Source organism: Arthrobacter sp. D3-18 (assembly GCF_054408525.1).
Genome location: NZ_CP096440.1, coordinates 706,488 through 728,256, shown reverse-complemented (window position 1 = coordinate 728,256; position 21,769 = coordinate 706,488). Strand labels below are relative to the sequence as shown.

The 21,769-nt window shown below is 60.8% G+C and carries 25 protein-coding genes; 5 read left to right on the top strand and 20 right to left on the bottom strand.

The genetic code is table 11. The features are described from left to right. Positions 1 to 15: 15 nt before the first annotated feature. Positions 16 to 1,851, top strand: coding sequence for a gamma-glutamyltransferase (ggt, locus tag M1D89_RS05525; RefSeq protein ID WP_498648742.1), 1,836 nt, complete (start codon positions 16 to 18; stop codon positions 1,849 to 1,851). 44 nt (positions 1,852 to 1,895) lie between these two features. Here the strand turns inward: ggt and M1D89_RS05520 are convergent, their stop codons facing one another. From M1D89_RS05520 to mpaB, 13 genes are all read right to left on the bottom strand, one after another. Further along, positions 1,896 to 2,084 (bottom strand): hypothetical protein, encoded by a 189-nt coding sequence (locus M1D89_RS05520; protein ID WP_498648741.1) that lies wholly within the window; start codon positions 2,082 to 2,084, stop codon positions 1,896 to 1,898. A 30-nt stretch (positions 2,085 to 2,114) separates the two neighbouring features. Beyond that, positions 2,115 to 2,726, bottom strand: a complete 612-nt coding sequence (locus M1D89_RS05515; RefSeq protein WP_498648740.1) for a hypothetical protein — start codon at positions 2,724 to 2,726, stop codon at positions 2,115 to 2,117. Between the two features lie 93 nt (positions 2,727 to 2,819). After that, positions 2,820 to 3,587 (bottom strand): hypothetical protein, encoded by a 768-nt coding sequence (locus tag M1D89_RS05510; RefSeq protein ID WP_498648738.1) that lies wholly within the window; start codon positions 3,585 to 3,587, stop codon positions 2,820 to 2,822. Next, the gene (locus M1D89_RS05505) at positions 3,584 to 4,294 is read right to left on the bottom strand and encodes an ABC transporter ATP-binding protein (protein WP_498648736.1); all 711 of its coding nucleotides are present in this window, start codon (positions 4,292 to 4,294) and stop codon (positions 3,584 to 3,586) included. Before M1D89_RS05505 ends, M1D89_RS05510 begins: the two co-directional genes overlap by 4 nt. Next, positions 4,291 to 5,955: a daptide biosynthesis intramembrane metalloprotease gene (gene mpaP, locus M1D89_RS05500; protein ID WP_498648734.1), complete on the bottom strand. Its 1,665-nt coding sequence runs from the start codon at positions 5,953 to 5,955 to the stop codon at positions 4,291 to 4,293. The genes M1D89_RS05505 and mpaP overlap by 4 nt, the downstream gene beginning before the upstream one ends. 50 nt (positions 5,956 to 6,005) lie before the next feature. Then, positions 6,006 to 7,250 (bottom strand): YcaO-like family protein, encoded by a 1,245-nt coding sequence (locus M1D89_RS05495; protein WP_498648732.1) that lies wholly within the window; start codon positions 7,248 to 7,250, stop codon positions 6,006 to 6,008. Further along, complete coding sequence (gene mpaM, locus M1D89_RS05490) at positions 7,232 to 8,050, bottom strand: daptide-type RiPP biosynthesis methyltransferase (protein ID WP_498648731.1); 819 nt, start codon at positions 8,048 to 8,050, stop codon at positions 7,232 to 7,234. The genes M1D89_RS05495 and mpaM overlap by 19 nt, the downstream gene beginning before the upstream one ends. 85 nt (positions 8,051 to 8,135) lie before the next feature. Then, positions 8,136 to 8,273 carry a daptide-type RiPP gene (locus tag M1D89_RS05485; protein ID WP_166660325.1) on the bottom strand — a complete coding sequence of 46 codons (138 nt, stop codon included), beginning with the start codon at positions 8,271 to 8,273 and terminating at the stop codon, positions 8,136 to 8,138. Between the two features lie 46 nt (positions 8,274 to 8,319). Beyond that, entirely contained in the window at positions 8,320 to 8,445 is a 126-nt protein-coding gene (locus tag M1D89_RS05480) for a daptide-type RiPP (RefSeq protein WP_402935559.1), read from the bottom strand. 48 nt (positions 8,446 to 8,493) lie between these two features. Continuing rightward, a complete protein-coding gene (locus M1D89_RS05475) occupies positions 8,494 to 8,637 on the bottom strand; it encodes a daptide-type RiPP (RefSeq protein ID WP_166660324.1) in 144 nt (47 codons plus the stop codon). Next, positions 8,615 to 9,859 carry a daptide-type RiPP biosynthesis dehydogenase gene (gene mpaC, locus M1D89_RS05470; RefSeq protein ID WP_498648726.1) on the bottom strand — a complete coding sequence of 415 codons (1,245 nt, stop codon included), beginning with the start codon at positions 9,857 to 9,859 and terminating at the stop codon, positions 8,615 to 8,617. Before mpaC ends, M1D89_RS05475 begins: the two co-directional genes overlap by 23 nt. Then, complete coding sequence (gene mpaD, locus M1D89_RS05465; protein WP_498648724.1) at positions 9,856 to 11,160, bottom strand: daptide-type RiPP biosynthesis aminotransferase; 1,305 nt, start codon at positions 11,158 to 11,160, stop codon at positions 9,856 to 9,858. The genes mpaC and mpaD overlap by 4 nt, the downstream gene beginning before the upstream one ends. Continuing rightward, entirely contained in the window at positions 11,160 to 12,188 is a 1,029-nt protein-coding gene (mpaB, locus tag M1D89_RS05460) for a daptide biosynthesis RiPP recognition protein (RefSeq protein WP_498648723.1), read from the bottom strand. The genes mpaD and mpaB overlap by 1 nt, the downstream gene beginning before the upstream one ends. Positions 12,189 to 12,475: 287 nt before the next feature. Here mpaB and M1D89_RS05455 point away from each other — a divergent pair, with 287 nt between their 5' ends. The 3 genes from M1D89_RS05455 to M1D89_RS05445 all read left to right on the top strand — a co-directional run bounded on the left by M1D89_RS05455 (position 12,476) and on the right by M1D89_RS05445 (position 14,553). Next, positions 12,476 to 13,009, top strand: coding sequence for a hypothetical protein (locus M1D89_RS05455; protein ID WP_498648721.1), 534 nt, complete (start codon positions 12,476 to 12,478; stop codon positions 13,007 to 13,009). A 126-nt stretch (positions 13,010 to 13,135) separates the two neighbouring features. Continuing rightward, on the top strand, positions 13,136 to 13,672 hold the full coding sequence (locus M1D89_RS05450; RefSeq protein WP_498648719.1) for a type IV toxin-antitoxin system AbiEi family antitoxin domain-containing protein: 537 nt from the start codon (positions 13,136 to 13,138) through the stop codon (positions 13,670 to 13,672). A gap of 68 nt (positions 13,673 to 13,740) precedes the next feature. Further along, positions 13,741 to 14,553: a nucleotidyl transferase AbiEii/AbiGii toxin family protein gene (locus M1D89_RS05445; RefSeq protein ID WP_498650901.1), complete on the top strand. Its 813-nt coding sequence runs from the start codon at positions 13,741 to 13,743 to the stop codon at positions 14,551 to 14,553. Between the two features lie 85 nt (positions 14,554 to 14,638). Here the strand turns inward: M1D89_RS05445 and M1D89_RS05440 are convergent, their stop codons facing one another. Genes M1D89_RS05440 through M1D89_RS05430 form a run of 3 tightly spaced genes read right to left on the bottom strand, consistent with a single transcriptional unit; the run spans position 14,639 to position 18,331 of the window. Then, positions 14,639 to 15,961, bottom strand: a complete 1,323-nt coding sequence (locus M1D89_RS05440; protein ID WP_498648718.1) for an MFS transporter — start codon at positions 15,959 to 15,961, stop codon at positions 14,639 to 14,641. After that, positions 15,958 to 17,550 (bottom strand): acetate--CoA ligase, encoded by a 1,593-nt coding sequence (locus M1D89_RS05435; protein ID WP_498648716.1) that lies wholly within the window; start codon positions 17,548 to 17,550, stop codon positions 15,958 to 15,960. Before M1D89_RS05435 ends, M1D89_RS05440 begins: the two co-directional genes overlap by 4 nt. Before the next feature lie 16 nt (positions 17,551 to 17,566). Continuing rightward, positions 17,567 to 18,331 carry an enoyl-CoA hydratase/isomerase family protein gene (locus tag M1D89_RS05430; RefSeq protein ID WP_402935577.1) on the bottom strand — a complete coding sequence of 255 codons (765 nt, stop codon included), beginning with the start codon at positions 18,329 to 18,331 and terminating at the stop codon, positions 17,567 to 17,569. A gap of 115 nt (positions 18,332 to 18,446) precedes the next feature. On the opposite strand from M1D89_RS05430, the gene M1D89_RS05425 reads away from it, so the two are divergent. After that, entirely contained in the window at positions 18,447 to 19,340 is an 894-nt protein-coding gene (locus tag M1D89_RS05425) for a LysR family transcriptional regulator (RefSeq protein ID WP_498648708.1), read from the top strand. Between the two features lie 127 nt (positions 19,341 to 19,467). On the opposite strand, the gene M1D89_RS05420 is transcribed toward M1D89_RS05425, so the two are convergent. From M1D89_RS05420 to M1D89_RS05405, 4 genes are all read right to left on the bottom strand, one after another. Continuing rightward, entirely contained in the window at positions 19,468 to 19,770 is a 303-nt protein-coding gene (locus M1D89_RS05420; protein WP_498648706.1) for a winged helix-turn-helix transcriptional regulator, read from the bottom strand. Then, positions 19,767 to 20,171, bottom strand: a complete 405-nt coding sequence (locus M1D89_RS05415) for a VOC family protein (RefSeq protein WP_498648705.1) — start codon at positions 20,169 to 20,171, stop codon at positions 19,767 to 19,769. Before M1D89_RS05415 ends, M1D89_RS05420 begins: the two co-directional genes overlap by 4 nt. Positions 20,172 to 20,372: 201 nt before the next feature. After that, the gene (locus tag M1D89_RS05410) at positions 20,373 to 21,056 is read right to left on the bottom strand and encodes a type 1 glutamine amidotransferase domain-containing protein (RefSeq protein ID WP_498648703.1); all 684 of its coding nucleotides are present in this window, start codon (positions 21,054 to 21,056) and stop codon (positions 20,373 to 20,375) included. A 33-nt stretch (positions 21,057 to 21,089) separates the two neighbouring features. After that, positions 21,090 to 21,689, bottom strand: coding sequence for a TetR/AcrR family transcriptional regulator (locus tag M1D89_RS05405; protein ID WP_498648700.1), 600 nt, complete (start codon positions 21,687 to 21,689; stop codon positions 21,090 to 21,092). Positions 21,690 to 21,769: the final 80 nt, after the last annotated feature.

The following is a 21,769-nucleotide window of genomic DNA, read 5'->3' as shown; positions in this document are numbered from 1 at the left end:
ACTCTGGGAGACACCATGACACATGTGAGACGTCAACTGGCTGCGGTCACGGCAGCCTTGGCACTAACCGCGACGAGCGGCGCAATGGCCAGTCCGGCCTTCGCCGATCCCCGCGAAACCGAGAAAAACCCTACGGCCACCGGCTACGGCGGTGCCGTGAGCACCGTCGACCCCGAAGCTTCGGCAGCCGCCATCGAAGTACTGAGGAAGGGTGGAAATGCTGCCGACGCCGCCGTCGCCGCAGCAGCAACCCTTGGAGTTACCGAGCCCTACAGCGCCGGCATTGGGGGCGGCGGTTATTTCGTTTTCTATGATGCGAAGACCAAGCAAGTGGGCACTATTGACGGCCGCGAAACCGCTCCGGCGGGCATGCCGACCGACGCGTTTATCGACCCCGCCACCGGCAAGCCCTACAGATTCACGCCGGAACTCGTCACCAGCGGCGTCTCCGTGGGCGTCCCGGGCACACCTGCAACATGGGAGCGGGCTCTGGAGCGTTGGGGGACGTTGGATTTGGGAGAAGCACTGAAGCCAGCCATCAAGGTAGCCAACCGCGGCTTCGTGGTGGATGAAACCTTCCGGCAGCAAACCTTGGACAACGAGGCCCGGTTCGACACCTTCACGTCCACGCAGGATCTGTTCCTTCCCGGCGGTGACGCTCCCGCCGTCGGAAGTGTCTTCAAGAACCCCGAGCTTGCTGCCACGTATCGCCTGATCGCCAAGGAGGGCATTGACGCCTTCTACGGTGGCCCGCTCGCGGAGGAAATCGTCAACACGGTCAAGGCTCCGCCGAAGTCGGGCGACACTGACCTCCCCGTTCCCGTCGGTTTCATGACCACGCAGGACCTGGCCAATTACAAGGTGCTGAACCAGGACCCCACCAAGGTGGAGTACCGCGGCTACGAGGTCTATGGCATGGCTCCTTCCAGCAGCGGCGGCACCACAGTAGGTGAGTCGCTGAACATTCTGGAGAACTACGACCTCAAGGGAATGGAACCCGTCAACGCCCTGCACCATTACCTTGAAGCGAGCTCCCTGGCATTCGCGGATCGTGGCGCCTACGTTGGCGATCCCGCCTTCGTGAATGTGCCCACCGAGAAGCTGCTGGACGACGTCTTTGCTAAGGAACGCTCCTGCAATATCGACCCGACGGCGGCCGCTCCCAAGCCTGTCGCCCCGGGGGATGTGGAAGATTACGACGGCGCCTGCCCCGCTCCAGTAACTCCGCTCGCCGAGGATTCGGATACAGAGAATATCTCCACGACGAACCTGACTGTCGCCGATAAGTGGGGCAACGTTGTGGAGTACACGCTCACGATCGAGCAGACCGGTGGTTCGGGAATCGTGGTGCCGGGCCGTGGCTTCCTGCTGAACAACGAGCTGACCGATTTCAGTACCGTTTACAGCGAGACTGATCCGAACCGGATTCAGCCGGGTAAACGTCCCCGGTCGTCGATGTCGCCGACCATTGTTTTGAAGGACGGCGATCCGTTCCTGGCTCTCGGTTCCCCCGGCGGTTCAACCATCATTACTACCGTGCTGCAAACCATTCTGAACCGCATTGACCTGGGAATGGACGTCTCTGAAGCCCTCGCAGCTCCGCGGACGTCACCCCGGAATGGCCTCACAGTCACCTCCGAGCCGGCCTTTATCGAGGCTTACGGTCCCGCTTTGGAGTCGTTGGGGCATGATCTGGTTCCGGCAGGCGATGCCTTCACATCGGCAGCCGAAATCGGCGCGGCCACAGCCATCGAGTTCAATCCGGATGGATCGCTGACAGCTGCTGCCGAGCCTGACCGCCGGGGTGGTGGATCAGCGATGGTGGTCAAACCAGTAAAAACGGGCAAGTAACTACGGACTCGCTTGCCGCGGACCGCTATTCCGCGGCAGGCGAGTCACTGTTCGTTTTGACCTGCTCTGCGTCCCTGAAGGTATCGCCAGAACATAACGACTGCGGCGACCACCATGATGACTCCCGAAACGGTTGACCACACTGATTCACCGCGGTTCGAGATGAAGATGGAGACAGCGTAGGCGGCGAGCGTGAGGGCCAGGATGAGCCAGACCAACGGTTTGGTATTCACTATGTGTTCCTTATTTTGATGATCGGATTGTCAGGCCAGGTCTCGCCTGAGAAACACCCAGTTGGCTACGGCTGATACCACTACAAGCCAGCAAAGGGCTCCGGCGAAAGATGCGAACGCGGGTATGTTGACAGCCACGTTCTCCGCCCAGTTGGCGGCGAGGATTGGAAAGAGGAGCCTTCCGGTCTCCCCCAAAGACGGGGACAGCAGTTCCGGAAGCGCCAAGCTGAGAGGCACAACGAAGAGGCTCACCAAGTGGTTGCGGATAAGGGATCCCAGGGCGAAGCCCCATAAAGACCCCATGCCGGCAGTCACGCCGAAGCCCAGAACTGTATCCGGGTTGAGACACCATGCGCCGTCCACAAATACTCCGGACAGGCCGAAGGCAATCCCCATCAGTGCACCGCTAAGGAGGGCCGCCAAGCTGGTTGTTGTTGCCCGGCTGGCAAATGCAGGGCCTCGCTGAAACAGTAAAACCCTCCTGTTGAAGCTACCCGCGCGGTAGTCAGCGGTGAAGGAAAATGCACCTACGACGGCGGCACCGGTGAGCATGAGGGAGAGCCCGGTTTTACGCAGAACGCGGTCCAGGCCCGGCGTTGGTGCTGGGGATTCAAGACTGGCGGCGACGATGAGCAACCCCAAGAGCCCCAATATCAACAAAGCGCCTACGGCCCAGCCTTTCCAAAGCCATGGCCGCTGCAGATCAGAACAGAAAGCGGGCACCAGATTGAGCATCTAGAACTCACGTCCCTTGACCGTCCACACGGCGACGACACCCGCCACGAGCAGCCACCCGCAGGACGCGAGGAACGCAGGCAAGGGCTCGAGCAAACCTCCAAAGGGCAGCGATGTGATTCCGGCCAAGGCGCCTGATGGAAGCCAACGGGCAAGCTCCGAGTTGGTCAGCAACAAGGGCAACTCAACGGCGAGTGGGATCAGCAAGGTGAGGATCGTCGTCGCATAGTAATGCCGGATGATCCAGCCGAGCGAACACCCCCAAATAGATGCCAGCGCCGAGGCCATCACCACGCCGGGCAGTTGCTGCCACGACTCCGCAGACAAAAGCGCCGCACGCACTTCTGGCGGAAGCGAGAATGCTACGGTTCCACCCCACACCACTATTCCAGTGATGGCAGTGGCGAGGCCGATAACCAGCGCGGCCAGGTACTTGGCCCCCATCACTTGCTGCAGTCCGGACATCACGATGCTTCGCCGAAGCGTGCCGTAGTAGGACTCCCGGGTCACAAGATAGCTCCCGGCAAACGTGGCCACTGGCGCGATGCTTGCTGCCAGTGCCCAGAATGCTTGGACATTCTGGGCGGCGGACAGCTCCCCGGAATTGCCCGGCCATCCGAGGAAGTTGGCAACGAACCAAGGCACCAAGGCACTGAACGCCAGAATGCCCACCACGGAATACCCGCTGAAATACCTCAGAAGCTCCGATCGAAGGCCGCTGGTCAGCAAGTCCAGAGCGTCCTTGGTGGCTACAAGGTCCGTGCTCATCGGGCACGATCCAGGATCTTGAAGTAAGCAGATTCCAAGCTTCCGCCACCCAGAGCTTTGGCCTCCTTCAGCGTTCCCCGGAAAAGCGTCCTTTGCTTAAGGATCACAACTTCATCGGCAACCTGTTCCAGTTCCATCAGCTGATGGCTCGAAACCAACGCACTGCCGCCGGAAGCAGCGAAGTCCCTGAGGAATCGGCGCAACCACTGGATGCCCTCCGGGTCCAAACCGTTGGCAGGCTCGTCCAGCACCAGCAGCTTGGGTCTGCCTATCAGCGCGGACGCGATCCCCAGCCGCTGCCGCATGCCCAGTGAGTAGTCGCGGACCTTCTTTTTGCCCTCTGCAGCGAGGTCAACCTGCTCAAGAACCTGATCCACGTTCTCGCGATCAGCACCGGCAGCAAGCTGGCAGATCTGAAGGTGACGGAGTCCTGTGAGCCCGGGTTCTATGTCCATTCCGTCCAAATTCACTCCTACTTTGGTGGCGGGCCTTCGCAGGGATCGGTAGTCGGTTCCAAAGACTGTTGCCCGTCCGGAGGTGGGTTCCACCAGACCGGTCAAGCCTGCGAGCGCTGTGCTCTTGCCTGCGCCGTTGGGTCCGATGAGGCCCACTACCCGGCCGGCCTGCACATCGAAGGTCAGCTCCTGGACCGCAAACCGCCCGCCTCTCTTCTTACTGAACTGCTCGAAGCTGGCAGTGACTGTCATGAGTGCCCTTTCATGGAATCGTCCCCCTCGGAGTGGTTGCTGGCATCCCCGTTTCGGCCAGGCCAGAGCATCGAATGGGTCACGGAATCCCACAGCCACTCCCCTAGGCTCATGTGGTCCTGGCTGGTGACTTCGGCCCGCCCGGATCCGGGAAGAGATTCCGTAGCTGCAAGCCTGGACTCCTCAGTGAGGTGGCTTGAGTAGCCGAGCACCGGCAGGCTGTTGCCTTCCAAAGCGATGGGAACAATCGTGTCCAGCGGTGCCAAGGATCTCGACGGCGGTTGGTCACCGACCGTGGCATTACCCAGCTTTTCGTGGAAGATCATTCCCTGCGACTGAAGTACAACTTCATCTCCCGACTGCAAGGTCCTGCCTGCGGCTTCGGGAGGCATCACAATCTGCAGTGCACCCTCCGAATAGGTGTAACCGGCCACGGTCACTGGTTTCACGGGGACGAAGGATGTAAGCAGAGCGATGGCCAGCGTTCCCAGGAGCCCTGCGAGCACCCGCCGCCACAGCGGACTTCCGTTCGCGGCAGCCGTGCTGAAGAACCGGAGGATGGCCCTTCCCGCCATCATCAGCAGCAGGCACAGGACCGCCGCGACAACTATGTGCCCTGAAATCCCCAGTTGGAGGAAGACAGGCACAAGCCGCTGGTACCCAATCACCATGAACCCCATACCGGCGATGAAACTCGCGAGTCCGAACCAGGCCAGCCAGCCGTAGTTTCGATATTTGGGCAGCGAACCCAGAATGTATGAGCTCACAAAATCACCCGTGACGCTCAAGGATTTCTGCCGCAAATGCGGAACATCCACGGCTGACATCAAAGCGACATAGCCGTCCAATTTGATAAACGGAAACAAGTTCAGAATGGCCACCGCGTAGCAAATTACCCCGTAGAGGAGAACTGCATCGTGCAGCCATGAAACCGGGAGGAAGCCATGGATGGACAGGGCGAAGCTTCCGAGTCCTAAATGAACCAATGGACCAGCGAGCGCCACGAATACACGCTGCTTCCGTGAACCCAACCTCCATCCATCGGTTACATCGCAAAAGAAGGCCGGCGACAGGTAGAACAGCATGATCCCTATACGTCTGGGAGTTCCGCCGCAACAAGTGAGCGCCAACCCGTGCCCAAATTCATGGAGCAGCGTGGAAACGAACATGGCCACCGCTACGAACAGGTAGGCCTGTAATGGAAGTGGCGTTGATAAGACGCGGCCGATGCTGGGTCCAGCAATGAAGACACCTGCCACGCCGCCGAGCAGGAGCAGCACGGCAGCCGCCACTGCCTTCGGTCCGGACATGGCCGTAATCATCGGACGGATGGACTCCAGCAGGGGTGCTGGGTTGAACAGGCTGAACTGAATGGTCAGGGGTGGCCTGAACTGGATCTTTCCACTCCCGCTCGGCTGCCTACCGGCGTCGAAAATTCCCGTCTTGGCCAGCTGTCGGACAATACCCATGACGTCGGCGGCAGTCCACGGCGGCCCTAGGTACTGGGCCACCTGAGCAGGGTTCCTGACCCCATCTATCACGTTCAGGACTGCGGCCACATCAGCGGAGACGCGCGCTTTGGGGACACTGGCCATAGCAACGATCCAAGGCGCACCAGCTTGCAGAGGAGCATCGATGGATGCCGAGGAGGCCAGCTTCACAGGCCATTCCACTCCGGGCGCGTGTTCAGAGGAGTTCCTCTTAAACATCCTCATATCAACGGATGGGGTGAAGTGGACGAAGCCCCCGGCATCCGCGCCAGCCCTTTGGTTTCGTCCATGGTCAAGGAAATGGCGCCTGGGCAAACCGCTTTGCCCGTCACCCACCCAAGTTCCTGAATAGCTGACGGGAGCCTATGGGTGAGGCTGACCCAATAGGAAGGGATGCCCCTACGGCCCAGCCATTTCACCAATGCGTCTGCATCGGCTGCAGCTTTAGCCGCTGGAAATTCCGCAGTCCGGAAGGACCGAGCCCACTCGGACAGTTCCGCTATGGGCTCTGGGCGAGTCCAATAGTCGGCCCGGGATTCGTCATCAGTAACCTCCAGAGCCGCCATGCTGGAAGGCGTCCGGGCAAGGAAGAGTTCGCGAATTTGCAGGCCCTCTTGAAGCGCTCCCCTCAGTGCTGCCAAAGGATCCGAGGATGCTTTGATACCCACAGCCCCAAACTGCCGTTGGTGTGCACCGCCGTCGTCAGATTTACCGATGATGATGCACACGGCTGTGTGCAGCGGACCCTCGTCGGACGGGATAAAGGCCAAGGTGGGCGAGATACCACGGCCGTGGGCAGCGTAGAGGAGACCCAAGAGTCGCTGGGTTTCCTGGGTCCCGCGGAATCGATCCGGAATCCCCCCGTCATGGAACAGGTGAAGGGGTGTGCGCGTCCGCCAGGCAGCAAGAAATACGTCGCGCTCAATCACTTCGGCAAGACCGGAAGCTTTAGCGAAAGCTTCGGATGGACCCGATGCCGCACCGTTTGGCGACGGATCAAAGAAGGCGTCCCACGGGTTCAGAATGCCGCCGCCGTAATCCACTACAGGCGCCGGTACGCAGGATTCCTTCTTTGTCACCAGGTCCGTTGCCGCGTACCAGGGCAGCCCATAGGCGAGCGCCGAGGCCATTCCCAAGCCTGGCGTCACGTAGTCAATCCGTTGACTGGCGGTGTCTGCAGCTTGGAGGTGTTCCCTTAACAGGTACTCGGAGTCACCGTCCGCCGGTACCAGTGCAAAACGTTCTACAGCTTCTCCGGCCCCTCGCGTTATGGAGGCCCGCCTGTTGACGTCAAAGGCACCCACGGCGGATGCGAACCCGCTTCCGCCCGTGCAGGCATTTGCCAGCAGCCCCATCGTCCGCCAGAGACCCACCTCATTCGGCAGGTATACGGAGGCCTCGGATACCAGCCCCAAGGCAGGGTCAAGGGTGCGCACAGCGTCGATGGTCATTTGCTGCACACCCATAGCTCGATGTCGTCCAGTCCTGGAGTACGGGTGGCAATCCGGACGGGGCGGCGCTCCAGGATAGTGAGGCCTTCAGCAAGGATTTCTTCCTCGATAAGGCTGTTGCTGACAAAGGCGATACGGCTGGAATAGGCGGAGGATCTGTACGTACCGCCCTCGTTAAAGCCCACCTGGATCATGGTTACGTGCCGTGCGCCATTGGCGGTGTCCCGGCTTTCAACGGTGATCAGGAAGGAATCGTCCCCCAACGGCGAAACTGTTGAGCCGCCGTCGTGATGTTCCGATCCCGCCGTACCGTCAGCATTCAGTACAGTCAGCAGGAACCGGCCGTCAGGTGCCAATGAATCCCCCACCCTGCGGAACAGCTCCCGCCGTCCGCTCGGGTCAAGGAGGGTGATGGAACTGGCGCCGAGCACCACGCAACCAAATTCGCCTTCTACCTCGAAGCTGGACATGTCCGCCTCCACCAACTCAACCGGCACACTGCGGGGGTTGAAGGACCGGTCTTTTGCCTTCTCCTTAAGCATCGCCAACATTTCCACCGAGGAATCGACCGCGGTCAGCGGACGCCCGAGGGCAAGGAGCGGGCGGGTGATCCGGCCGGAACCGGCGGCCAATTCCAGAATGGGCCCAGCGGTTTTGCGCGCCGCGGCGAGGATTTCGGGGAGTTCAGTGAGGTCGTTGGCCGTGATTCGGTCGTACAGACGGGATCCTGAGGCACTGTACATATCCTCCGGCGGATCCAGGTGGCCCAAGATGCGAAGTATGGCATCAGCGGTCTTGTCAGGTGCGTTGTTCATCAGCGTGTGCTCTCCGGGAGTTTGGTGGAGGTCCGGGGTACACGCGGGCGGTGGCAAATGCACGTGCACCACCCGCGTGCAACGGCTATGTGGCGGCGATTCCGACGACGATGCCGGCGATGATGATGACGTCACCAACGCGGATGTACCACGGCGTATCATCCGGGGTGTCGAGGTTCTCCAGCTCTTCGATGGACAGCTGAAGGTTCGAGTTTGCGATCATTGACTCCTCCTTTCCTGGCTTGTGCGTATGGACCGGCGTTGCCGCCTTACGTGATGCTGACGGCGATGATGCCTATGGCAACGCCTTGGGTTACACCGATAAACCAGTTGTTAAAGTCCGGCGTATCCAATGACTCGATCTCCTGGATGGAGATGCTGAGCTGGTTCTGCATACGTGTTCACCTCCCTTCCTGCGGGGTTGAGATTTTCCGGGAGCGGGATCAGGTGATCGCGACGGCGATGCCTACCAACGCCAGTCCTGCTGAGATTCCCTTGATTCGTTCGTCCCAGTCGTCCGGGACGTCCATCGGCTCCAGTTCCTGGACGGTGAGGTCGAGGCTCTTAAGTGCTGAGCTGCTGATCATGTGTGTTCACCTCCTTTCCCTTACCGCTGCTTGTTTGCCCACTGGGCCTTGGCAAGATGTGCTGTCCGCCAGCTGCCGTGTTGAGGACATGCTGAATCTGGTGTGCATCGATTCCCCGGAGCATGGGAAGCGCCCCGCCCCAGTTGCGTATGGTCGCGTCAGTGGTTTGCAGCAGCGTTTCCTCGCTGATGTGCCTGAGTCCGGTAATGCCCCAGCGCCACATCAGTTCCTTGATGCCCTGCACGGGGTCCGGATCCACAGACGGTTCAGCGGCGGCCACCATGGACCAGAGCCTCTGAAGGCGTCCCGTGTCGCCCCAAGCGCTGGCTCCCTTGCCGATTTCTTCCCAGACGGGACCGATCACCGAGGCCGTTGCGGTCATCTTCCTTGCGCCAGTGACGTATGCGAGCTCGCTGGCCAGGTACCAATGCTTCGCTCCGTAGGGATCGCGACCCATCAGGGCCCATCCAGTGTGCGTCTCCATGCTGAGCTGCCCCGCGGCCAGGCGCAGCATGGGCGAATCCTCGCGGGTCAGCCTCTGCCCTAGCCTGACTATCCGCTGAATGAGAACGTGACCGTCGTCGTCGAAAATGCTCTCTTTGCTGCCAATCATGGTTCCCGCCACCCTCAGGAAAGCTTCGAGCAGACCTTCAAACACCAAGTGCTTGGGCAGGGTGGCGAGGTGTCCGGCGTCGAGCACTGCCACGTCACCTGCCAGATGCCGCGAGACAATCAGGCGGCGTCCGACGGCGGTGTCCAGGCAGGCTACAGCGCTGACTTCCGCGCCGGTCCCCACGGTGGACGGCATCAAAATGGTTTTGGGACGCTCCTTGGGGTTTGTGATGGGAGGTAGAACGAGGAGGCCGGAACGCTTAGCATGGCGTTCTGCAAAGATGGTCAGGCTTGGGTCGGCGGTGAAGAGTGCAGCGAGTTTCACCGCATCCAAAACTGAGCCTCCGCCGAGCCCCGCAACGGTCTGAAGTCCGTTTTCGCGAATGAAGCTGCCCACCTCCCGCAGAGTTCCAACCGTGACCGGAGCCGCGTTCAGCTCAAGGACCGGCGCTCCCTTGAGGTCGCCTGCCACCAGGGCATCCCGGTGCTCTGACAGCTCTTTGTCCACCACCAATCCCGTCCTGCCGCGGGTGAGTCCGCCGACGAACTTGGGCGCTACTCCGGCGTCGAGGATGACGCAGCGGGTCCTCCAGAGATGATCAGCGATCATTGGAAGACTCCGTCGCTTTGGGCCCCCGCAAGGCCTGCCTTTATGGCCGATTGGAGTTCTGCGAAGTTCTTCTCGGTGTAAATAAGTGCTGGCAAAAGTTGGATTCGGCCCGGCCCAGGCTGGACGATGGCACCCGCTTCGTGGATGCTCCTCACCACTGCCAGGACTCCTTCGGAGGAGAGCGGCATACCGTTCCTGCTGTGGAGTTTGACTCCCCGCATGCAGCCGCGACCTGTTGCGTCCCCTACGCCGAGGGTGCCTCGAAGTTCTTCTATGAGCTTGTTGAGGCCAGCGGCCACCTGTTTGCTCAGTGTGTTGTGATCAAGCCTTGTCATTTCGGCGACGGTGCCAAGGACGGCGGCGCAGGTTGGCGGCGTGCCGGCCTGCGTCTCGCCGTGGACAAAGACGGATTCGGCGGTGTCGAAGACTTGGGTCACCCTCTGAGCTATGAGAAGAGCGGCGCAAGCGCTGGTTCCATTGGTCAGTCCTTTGGAGGTCACGATGACATCCGGGGCTTCCGGCCACTCGTCGGAAGCAAACCAGCCGCCGACGCGGCCGAAACCCGTGGCAACCTCGTCTGCGACCAGGAGGAATCCGTGGTCTTGGCGGTGCTGTTGCAGGGAGGCAATGAAACCATCCGGCACTGTTTCCGCGCCCGAACCCAAGACCGGTTCCACGATCACCGCGGCGATCCTGTGACCTTCCCGCTGCATCAATTGAGCCAGCTCCTGGCCTTGATCTTGGAACTCAATGTGGCGAACATTGCGCAGGTCCACGCCATAAACGGCTTGTCCGAGTTCATCTCCACTGAGGGCTTGACTCCCATACGTGAGCCCGTGGTAACTGCCTTTCAGCCCGACTATGAGCTTCCGTTCGGGTTCACCGTCTAGCGCAAAGAACTGGCGTGCCAACTTCATGACAGCGTCATTCGCGGCTCCCCCCGAGGTGGAGAAAACCACGCGCTGGAAATTGTGTGCTGGTAGTGAGAGAAGGGCTCGTGAGGCCTCGATGGCTTTGCTGTGAGCCGTCCGGAAGAGTGGAAGGTAGGAAGCCGCGCGGAGTTCTCCCGTGATCGCGGCTTCTATGTGTGGGTTTCCGTAGCCCAGGTTGGTGTTCCAGAGGCCGCTTTTGGCACAGATCCGTTGCTGCCCGTCTTCAAACATGACGTGGACGCCCTGGGCGCTGACTGCCGTGTGGCTCCTGTCCGGGAAGTCGTGCTGAGTGGTGAGGGGAACCCAGAGCGGGCGCTGCATCCCTGGAGCTGTACTTGCCGCAGCTGTACTTGCCGCGACGGAAGTCATCAACGCGCCCCGATGACGTCAATGCCAAGCTGCACGAAATATGTGAAGACTGCTTGCACAGCGTCTCCGGCTACTGCCGGTGAAACGTTGAGGGCAGCCGCAACCACGTTTACGGCCTTGGTGAGTTCGCCCATGTTGGAAAGTGCTTCCACGATGACGGCTGCGTCAGCTCCGATGTTGAAAACCCTGCCCGTTGAAGCGTCCAGAAGCGTGTGTTGGTTTCCCTTCACGAGAATGAACGGAGCAACTGCTGACGGCGGACCATCATTGAGGGCGGAACCGTACAGACTGACTCCGAAGCCGACCAAGCGGGTACCGGCGCGTTCTTCACGCGGAATGAACTTCCATGCGTCCAGCGCCGCCATGTAGCGGGGAATCCATGGTGAGGCGGCAAGTAAGTCGCGAATGTGTATTGATGGTGAGACCGAGGAGACGGCAGATTCTGGACGCAGTGCACCGGACCTCACGCGAAGGTCTGCCAGTCCGTCACCCACCTTGCCGATCATGGTTCCGTAAGGTCCATTCAGGACGGTTCCATCCCAAGCGATGTGGAGCCTTGCAAGGAGGCGATCCTCTTTGTTTTGCCCAGTCAGCAAGGCGCGCTCAGCCAACACGGCATTGGCTTCCGTGAGTTGTTGGACGAAGTGCCCGGAGGTCCAGGCTTCCCGGGCATCGTCAAAGAATGCCCGCCAGTCCTCTTCGGTAGTGATCCGGACAATGGTCACACCCACAAGGTTCACGAAAGGAATGGCCAGGTAATCCTGGATCTCCAGGCTCAGAGATCCGTCGACCAGGAGTTCCTCCCCGGTGACGTCAAACGATCCCGAAACCCTTATGGTGCCTTCAACGTCCTTGTCGCCGTTGAGGACCAGGATGGTGGAGCCTTCGCCCGCCAGCGTCTTCGCGTAGTCGGTATGTTCGGGATTCTCCACGAAGATCACGGGGCCCGGGATACGCCCCGGGATGCCGGTGATCCACTGATCCACCGCGGCGGCGGTGCTCTGTTCCTGGCTCAGCTTCAATTCCAAACCCCACAAGTTGTCCGTATTTCCCGGGAGCGGCCGGCGGATTGGCCGGGGCTCGTTCTGAGAAGGACACTATGGGCGTGCTGGGAGACCACAGGCTGGAAAGGGAGAACTAGGTGGTGAATAAGCCGAAAATAGGTGTGATTTGGGTGCCCCTAGGTGGTGGCTGGGGGTTGTCTAGGTGGTGACTTCGCTCGAGCAGAAATCGAGCGCCCAACCGGCCAGTACCATGCCATATGGAATCCTTCACCTGGGCGAAAGCCTCCACAAATCAACCGGATACAAACAAAGTGGCCGTTTTGCTTCCCGGTTCCGGATATCCAGTAGAAGGCCCGGTCCTTTTCTGGGTAGGCGAAATGTTGGGTGCGCTTGGATGGCATGTTCAGGCTGTCCGGTGGACTCCTGACGATTCGCCGGGTGCAGCGCCTCACGAATTTGCGGCCAATGCTGCCGAACAAGCTTTTGCTGCCTCGCCCGAAACCGATCACCGACTGATCGTCGCCAAATCATTCAGCACTTTGTGTATCCCTTGGGCGGAGGAAGCTGACATCCCTGGGATCTGGCTGACGCCCCTGCTCACAGATGACAGAGTCAGAAGTACTATCGGCACGTCGTCGAAGGACGACCTGTTTATCGGAGGTTCACTGGACAAGCTCTGGGACGGAGGGCGTAAGTCTGAGGGTGCCGGAGCGTTTGTTGAGGTGCCGGGAGCCGACCACTCTTTGCAGATCCCAAGAGATTGGAGAGCCTCCCAACAGGCCCAAGCGGAAGTATTCCTGCGGGTTGAGGCATTTGTCTTGGGGCTGGCAACCGCCCCTGTCTAAGGCGCCATCCACCTGCATTGGATTCTGCGACAGAAACCGCACCGAAAGTTGGCCGGACGGCAAGTGCTAATATCGCGTCAGAACCGTACCAAAAATGGTACGTTTGAGTCCTAGGAGGTGAAGGGAATGACATATCGTCGAACATTGCGCGAGCTGGCCTTCGAAACCCATGGAGTAGTGACGAGCCGATCGGCGCAGTCGGTGGGAGTTCCATCAGTTGAGCTGCGAAAGCTCGCTGCGCGCGGAGCTCTGACCCGACTCGGCCAAGGCGTATATCGCATGGACGAAGCGCCTGCGGGTGAGCTTGATGAGTATGCACAAGCCGTCGCTCTTGTGGGGGACGGCGCCGTCCTAGCCGACGAGGCTGTCCTTGCGGCTCACCATTTGGCGCAGGTTAACCTTCGCCGGATTCGCGTTGCATCCAGTCGTCGGGTGCGCGCCCAACTCCCCGGAACCGTAGAAGTCATCCGCCGCCATGTACCTGAGCATCAGCGAGACAGCATAGACGGCGTCCCGGCCATGACTATTGAAAGCGCCATCTTGGGTGCCCATGGCAGAATCATGACCGAACGACTCGTCGAGGCGGCTCACCAAGCCCGAGAGAGGGGCCTGTTGGATCCCGACGCAGAAGCTCGCATCGTTGCAGCCCTGGGAACGTCGTGACAGCAGCCCCGGATCCTTTAAGAGGTTCGAAACCCGCCAAGCTGCCCAAAGACCCAGGTGGAGTGAAGATGCTGCAGCGCCGACTAAGTGACTTGGCGGCTGCAGAAGGCTCAACGGTCCGCCGCATTCAATCCTTGGTAGCCAACGTCATTCTGTGCCAGATGCTCCCCGCCTCTGCCGTCAAAGGTGGCACCGGCATAAAACTCCGTCTGGGGGAAAAGCTCACACGGCAGACACCAGACTTGGATACTGCCTTTCGCGGAGGCAGAGATGAGTTCGAGAAAGAATTGAGGCAGAACCTTAAAGACGGCTGGGGTCACTTCACCGGAAATGTTACCCGCGGAAAGCAGCGACCCCCGGAAAGGACCCCTGCACCCTATGTGATGCAGCCATTCGTGGTGAAACTCAAGTATCACGACCGTCCGTTTACCACGATCGATGTGGAGGTCGGGTATGACGAACTCGCAGCAACAGAAGAGCCGGCCGAATTCGAAATGTCTGACGAAGTGGCAAGAATTTTCGCTGCACTTGGCCTTCCGAAACCCGCCCCAGTTTCCGTACTCCCCCTCCACCACCAGATATCGCAAAAGCTGCACGCGTGCACCGAGCCTGGTAATCAGCGCGCCCATGACCTGGTCGACCTCCAGTTAGTGGAGTCTATGGCCGGAGACGCACTCGTTGCCCGAACTGTAGAACGGTTGTTTGCCTTTCGTAGTGGTCATACCTGGCCCGCAAGCGTCACGCCCGAGCCGGAATGGGAAGGGCTCTATGCTGATGCAGCAGATGGGTTGGAGAGCAAGGTGCGTCCCACATTGGAAGAGGCCATTGACTGGCTCAACAAGGAGTACATTCCAAGGCTGATTGCCGCCATCAAGAACTAGCTCCCCGCTGCCAGCACGGGCCCAGCAGACGGTTGGATTGGGCGCTGATATGCACCCAACCCAACCTCTTTCAATGCAGATGGACCTACAGAACCGTGGTCCGCGTCAGCGACAGGTCCTTCGTCTCCCGGAAGAACAGGACCACAACCACTGCGGACACCAGGGCCATGCCCATCAGGTAGAAGGCCGGAGCCAACGGCGTCCCGAACCCAGCCACCAACCCGGTGGCTACGAAGGGAGCGGTTCCACCGAACAGGACGTAGGCCAGCGTGTACCCAATGGCTGAGCCGGAAGCCCGGACCGAGGAAGGGAACATTTCAACCAGTGCCGGCACGTTGGACGTACCGATCACGGCAACCAAAGCACCCAGAACGCTCGTCCCGAGGATCGCGAATCCGAGACCCAGAGGCATGATCGAGAACGCCGGAATGGTCATCACTACGAAGCCAACACAGGCCACCAGCAGCATCTTCTTTCGACCAAACCGGTCACTGCCACGTGCAGCCAGAGGACAAACCGCCGTGTACACCAGCATGGTAATCACACTCGTGATCATGGATTCGGCCGAGGAGTACCCAAGGCTCGAGGTCATGTAAGCGATCATGTAGCTGCTCATCAGGTAGTACGCGATGGCGTTCGTGATGCTGTATCCGAAGAGTGTGAAGATCTGTCGCGAGCACATCCGGATGGCGTCTCCCAGTGGTCGCTTTGCCACTTCGCCTGTCTTCTCCAAGCCGCGGAACACCGGAGTGTCATCCACCTTGGAGCGGATATATAGCCCGATCAGACCCAGCGGTGCAGCCAGCAGGAAGGGAATCCGCCAGCCCCAAGCTTGGAGGTCTTCGGTGCTCAACGTCGCGGTGATCGCGGCACCCAGCAACGCGCCGGCAACCGAAGCCAGACCGACAGTGGCCGGAATGATGCTGGCGTACGTTGCCCGCTTGCCCTCCGGGGCGTATTCCACGATGAACGCCGAGGACCCCGTGTACTCGCCGCCAGTCGTGAAGCCCTGAACTGCGCGGAACACGAACAGGAGAATCGGAGCCCAGATACCAATCACTGCGAACGTCGGCAGGATACCGATGCAGAACGTGGCCGCGCTCATGATCAGCACGCACAGGCCGAGCATCTTGTTGCGCCCAATCCGATCACCGTAGCGTCCAAAGAAAGCCGCGCCGAGCGGCCTGGCGATGAAGCCGCCGGCAAAGATCGCCCACACGGCCAGAAGTGACGCCGTCGTGGAGTAATCCGGGAAGAAGAGCTTCGCGATGGTCACGGACATGACCGCATAAGCCGCGGAGTCGAACCATTCGACGAAATTTCCGACGGCGGCTGCCGCGGCGACGCGCTTCAGGCTGCGGCGCGGGGAAGACTCGGTTTCAGCAACTTTCTCAGTCATCGTATTCATGATTGTTGTCCTTCAAGGCGGGGAGAGGCTACAACGTGTGGGAGATCGCGGAGCTGTGCCCGCTGGACTTTTCCGGTGGCCGATTTCGGCAACGCGGAAACGTATTCAATGAATCGCGGATACGCGAAGCGGGAGAAGTTCTCCTTCACGTGCGCCACGATGGTTTCGCTCAGTTCCGCTCCCCCAGCGTGACCGGGCATCAGTTGGATCCAAGCCTTGATGGACTGTCCGCGCAGCTCGTCGGGCACGCCCGTGACGGACACATCCCGCACGGGATCGAGCTCACGAATGACGGCCTCCAGCTCATAGGGTCCAACGCGGTAGCCGGACGTTTTGATGACGTCGTCGGTCCTCCCCAGGAACCAGAAGTAGCCGTCTTCGTCCGCGTAGGCTTGATCCTTGGTGTGGTACCAGCTGCCCCCAAATGCGGTGGCGGACGCCTCCGGCATGTTCCAGTATCCCAAGGGAAATTGCGGGTTGGATCGCGCGCGGAGGCAGACCTCACCGGTCTCGCCCGCGGCTACTTCCTGCTCGTTCTCGTCCAAAAGGCGGACTTCCCATCCAGGAAGTGGACGGCCCATGGACCCCGGCTTCACCGGAACATCCGGGTAATTGCCCAGCAACGGATAGGACTCCGTGGAACCGTAGTAGTCCAGCAATGTCACCCCGTACTGCGACTCGAACCACGTGATCAGGTCCGGCGTCAGCGGCTCATTGGACGAACAAACCGTCCGCAGGGACAGCGGGAAGCGAGTACCGGCATCGGGAACGTCTTCGCGCATCTTCCGCAGGAAAGTCGGGTTGACCAGCGCGCTGGTGACGCGGTGGCGGCTCATGCTGTCCAAGAGGGCTGCGGGGTCGAAGCCGCCGCTGGGACGGAAAACCAGGTGCGTGGCACCAAGCCGAAGCGGGCCCATGAGCTTGGCCAGCGACCACGCCCAGTCCCCCGCACCGTAGAAGACATCGCCGTCGCCAATCTGGTGGCAGTACTCGAACTCGTTGTGGCCGAGGAGTGTTCGGTGGGCGTGGACGATTCCTTTCGCCCGGCCAGTGGTGCCCGAGGTGTAGAAGATGAGGGCGGGGTCGTCGGCGTTGGTTTCGACGTCTTGGAATTCCGTGGGCGCTTCTTTAATGGCCGGGCTGTCAATGTCGATAAAGGTGCCGTCGTAGTCCTCGAACAGGTGCTTCGCGGATTCCTCCGCGATGATCACTGACGCCCCGCTGTCCTCCAGCCGAAAACGGATAGGTTCCGCCGCCCAGAGCAAGGACATCGTGACCAGGATGGCGCCGGTTCGCAGCACGCCGAGGTACGCGGCCGGGGTGTCGGAACGCTGCGGCAGCAGGACGGCGACCCGGTCGCCCTTCTTGATGCCGGCTTTTTGCAGGGTGGCAGCGATCTGGCGGGAACGGTCCTGGATCTCGCCCCAGCTCACCTCGCGTTGACCTTCGACGGCGGACTCCAGGATGAGTGCCCGCTTGTCCCTTGGGTGCCGGTCGGCGACGTCGACGGCCATGTTGTAGAGCTCAGGCACCTCCCAGCGGTGGCTGTTCCGCATTTCGGTGTAACGGTCTTGGATTGCGGTTTTCATGGTTTATCCCGTCCTTTCAGCGGCGGCCGGCGAGGAAGCGGGCCATCTCGCGCTGCGGTTCGCCGGTGCCATACGCCTCGCGGTGCACGCGCTTCGCTTCTGCCATGGCGTCGCTGAGGTCGTCGTCTTCCAAGCTGCGCAGGCGGTTCTTTGTCAGGCGGACTGCGCCTGGGGGAAGGAGGCTCAAGCGAGCGGCGAGGTCCTTGGCGTAAGCCAGCACGCCGCCGTCGTCCGCCAAGTAGTTAAGGAGGCCGAGACGCTGAGCCTCGGCAGCGTCCACAAGCTCGCCGGTGAGGACGAACTGGGAGGTCTTGGACTTGCCGAGGATGCTCCACATGGCCCAGATGCCGGTGATGCTGGGGATGCCGGAGAGGACTTCGGGCTGGCCCATGCGGACTTTCGAGTCGCCGACGCGGAGGTCAGCGAGTAGTGAGTACTGGAAACCGGAGCCGGCGGCGACGCCGTTGACCGCGGCGATGGTGATCTGATCGAGGTTGCGGACGGCGCGGTAGAGGCGGTCGAAGCCGTCGATCCAAGCCTCGGCGGACTCGTGATCCTCGGGGTTCATGGAGGCGGTCTCGGCCAGGTCCTGTCCGGCACAGAACGCGCGGCCGCTGCCGGTGAGGATGACGGTGCGGATCTCGTCGTTGCCTTTGAGGCCTTCCAAGTACTCGATAAGTTCGCTGCGCATGGCCTCGGTCCAGGCGTTGAGCTTGTCCGGGCGGTTGAGGGTGATGATGGCGGTGGGGCCGGTCTGTTCGAAGAGGACGTCCTGGGACATTGGGAGATTCCTTTGGTTCGTTGGGGCTTCTTGAGTCCCATCTGACCATCGAGGAATGTGACGCGTCTAACATCAATTTCTACTCGGCTTGATACCAAACTGATATGGTGCGGCGATGGACCTTCACCATCTCAAGTACTTCGTGGTGCTCTCTGAAGAGCTTCATTTCGGCCGTGCGGCGCAGCGTTTGCACATGGCCCAGCCGCCGCTTTCGCAGCGAATCAAGGACCTGGAGAAGGAGCTCGGGGTCCTGCTGTTTCATCGTCGTCGCACGGGTGTTGAGCTGTCCGAAGCCGGGGCCTTATTGCTGGAGCATGCCCGAGGGGTGCTGGATCATGTGGCCATGGCGCAGGAGTCGATGCGGCGGATCCGGCCAGGCGCTTCGGGCATTTTGCAGGTAGCAGTGCCGCCGGATACGAACCCGGTTGCGTTGTCCACGATGGTGTCTTCATTTGCTGCGTCTGCGCCCGACGTTCTGCTCAACCTGCACGAGCTCACCACAGTTGAGCAGGTCGAGCGACTGCGCGACGGCGAACTGGACGTCGCGGTGGTGCGTCACCCTTTGAGCAGCGTGGGTTTTGAATCGGGGCCCGTGTTTTCGCGGGCGCTCGGTGTGGTGATGAATGCTGCGCACCCGCTGGCTGCATCGTCTTCTGTGCCGCTGGGTGAGCTGTCCGGGAATCCGTTGATCATCTTCCCGCGGCACATGGCACCGACCTTGTACGACTCGTTCCTGCACACGTGCCGGGATGCTGGGTACTTGCCGGCGGCTATCGTTCACGCGCGGAATCAGCACTTCACCCACGGGCTGATCATGGCCGGCCGCGGAGTGCACTTCAACGAGGAGCCGTGGACACCTCTTCCCACCGGAATTGTGTGGCGGCCGTTGGTGGGTGATCCGTTGGCTTGGCGGACGTCGGCGTTGTGGTTGAAGAGCCGTAGGTCAGCGCAGACGGATGCTTTTGTTGAGGCTGTGGGGTCGGGATTGGAGGCGGGCGGGCATGGGTGAACGGACTGTATTTGCAGTCCATCACCGTTTCTTGTCGCTCGGCCCAATGCGCTGCAGCAACCACCCGCCGCTGAAACTCACAGAGAGTAGGTGCGCGATGCCCAAACCATGAGGGTGTCTTGAAGCTTTAAGCTTCGGGGGCGGTCTTGGGCCATGCCTCGCCGCCCCAGCGTTCTAGCGCGACGATCGCATCGCGCAAGGCGAGCCCTCTATCGGTCAGCGCGTAGGCCCGGGTGTTGTGCCGGAGTGGCAGGCGGGACAGTATGCCGGCGGCCTCAAGCTCGCGCAGGCGGGTCGCGAGTATGTTGGTCGGTACTCCAAGGTCGCGTTGCAGATCGCCGTAGCGTTGTGGCCCATCGAGCAGCCGCTCCACGATGAGCAAGGCCCAGCGTGCTCCGACGATGTCGAGGGCCGCGGCGAGGTTGCTCACGCGGTCGGATCGGAGTCCGGCTTCATCCAAAACGGCGAGTAGTGGTAACCGTCGAGGTCATCGAATTGGCGCTGGTACATGAAGGGGTAGTCGTCGGTGTCACCGATCCGGCCGCCGGCGGCTCCGGCGCGTTCGGTGAGTTCGTCGACCGCCTCGCGGCTACCGAGATCGAATGAGACTGTGATCTTCGAGGGAGTGTCGGGTCCGCCGACGAGCTCCTCGGCGCCGCCGACGCTCGCGTACATCTCGCGGCTTCCGAGCATGACGTACTGCTCGGGCGCGATCGCGAAGCATGACACGTTGTGATCGGACATCTCGGTGTTGAGGGTCCAGCCGAGGGCGGTATAGAAGGCGGTCGCGCGGTCGACGCTTTCAACTGGGCAAGTAATGAAGAGGCTCATGTGGCCCATACTTGCAAAATGCAAGTGCGACGTCAAGGGTTTGGCCGCAGCTCACGACTTCACCCTTCGGCAGCAGGCGTCCTCGACGGGTAACGGGACAAAGGGTTGTTTCGCAGGCCTAGCCAACCAGCAGCGCCGTCGGGTCCCAGCGATTGATCAACGACGCCGGCACGCGCCTTTTTGCGCTAGCCACCGGACGCTTCAGAGAAGCGCGGCTACTTTCTCCGCAGTCGCCTTGGCTGACCCCGGGTTCTGTCCGGTGACGAGATTGCCGTCCGCGATGGCGTAGGAGACGAAGGGAAGCAGGGCTTTCTCATAGAGTGCCCCACGGCTCTTCATCTCCTCCTCAGCGTTGTAGGGCACCAACTTGTCGACTCGCGCTAGGACTTCTTCCTGCCAAGCGAAGCCCGTTAACTTCCGGCCCTCAACAAGGAGGCTGCCGTCGCTAAGCTTGGTGTTGAGCAGACCGCAGTACCCGTGGCAGACGGAGGATACGATGCCGCCTCGTTCCCAGATTTCGCGGGTGATCCTCTGCAATCCTTCGCTGTCGGGGAAGTCGTACATCACCGCATGGCCGCCGGTGAAGTAGATGGCGTCGAAGTCGGCCGAGTTGACGCTCTCCGGGCTGGCGGTGTTTTCGAGAAGCGCCATCCGCTCCGGGTCGGCGTGCCACGATTTAGCTGCTTTGTCGTAGCTGGGAAATTTCAGTGATCGCGGCTCCAAGGGGGCCAGTCCGCCTTGTGGGCTGACAATGTCCTGTTCGAAACCATGCGCCTCGAACACTTCCCAGGCGTGAACCAGTTCGGACAGCCACAGGCCGGTGGGGTGAGACGGGTCATCGTAGTGGCTGACGTTCGTGACGACATGAAGGATGCGTGTTGTCATGCTCATTCTCCTGGAGGTGCAACGGGGTCGTGACTAGCTACCCGAGTTCTTGGAATTCAGCGCGAAGATCGCCCCAACCGTCGACTGCACGCGCGCCGCGACGTCGTCGTCTGATTGTGGCCGCAACTTGCCGTCCAGATGGAGAAACGCAAGGCCGTGAGCCACGCTCCACAGGGCGACGGATAGACCGGAAATATTCGCGCCAGGAAAGAGACGCTCGATCGCTTGGTTCAACATCTCGTGGAGCTGCTCCGAAGCCTGTACGCGTTCACTGTTTTCCTCGTCGCATTCGTTGCCGAACATCAACCGAAATACAGCCGGTCGCCTGAGCGCGAATCCAACATAGGCAACGCCGAGCGCTGCGATCACCCCCTCCGGCGCAGTCGGCTGGACCGGACCAGTCAACGCAGCCTCAAGGTGGGCACGTAGATCCTTGAATCCCTCAACCGCAACCGCACTGTCTAGCGCTTCCCTGTCCGCGAAATGCCGGTAGGGAGCGGTGGGAGAAACGCCTGCCCGGCGGGCAACGGCCCGCAACGAGAACGGCTCACCCGCTTCAAGGCCCTCGACGGCGGCGGCGATCAGGGCCGCACGAAGGTCGCCGTGATGGTAGCTCTTAGTCGATGTTGACACTGCTAACTTTGCCTCCTACGCTGATGTAAGCAGTGTAAACATATCGCATTGCGAATCCAATGTCATCCGATAAGCAGGGG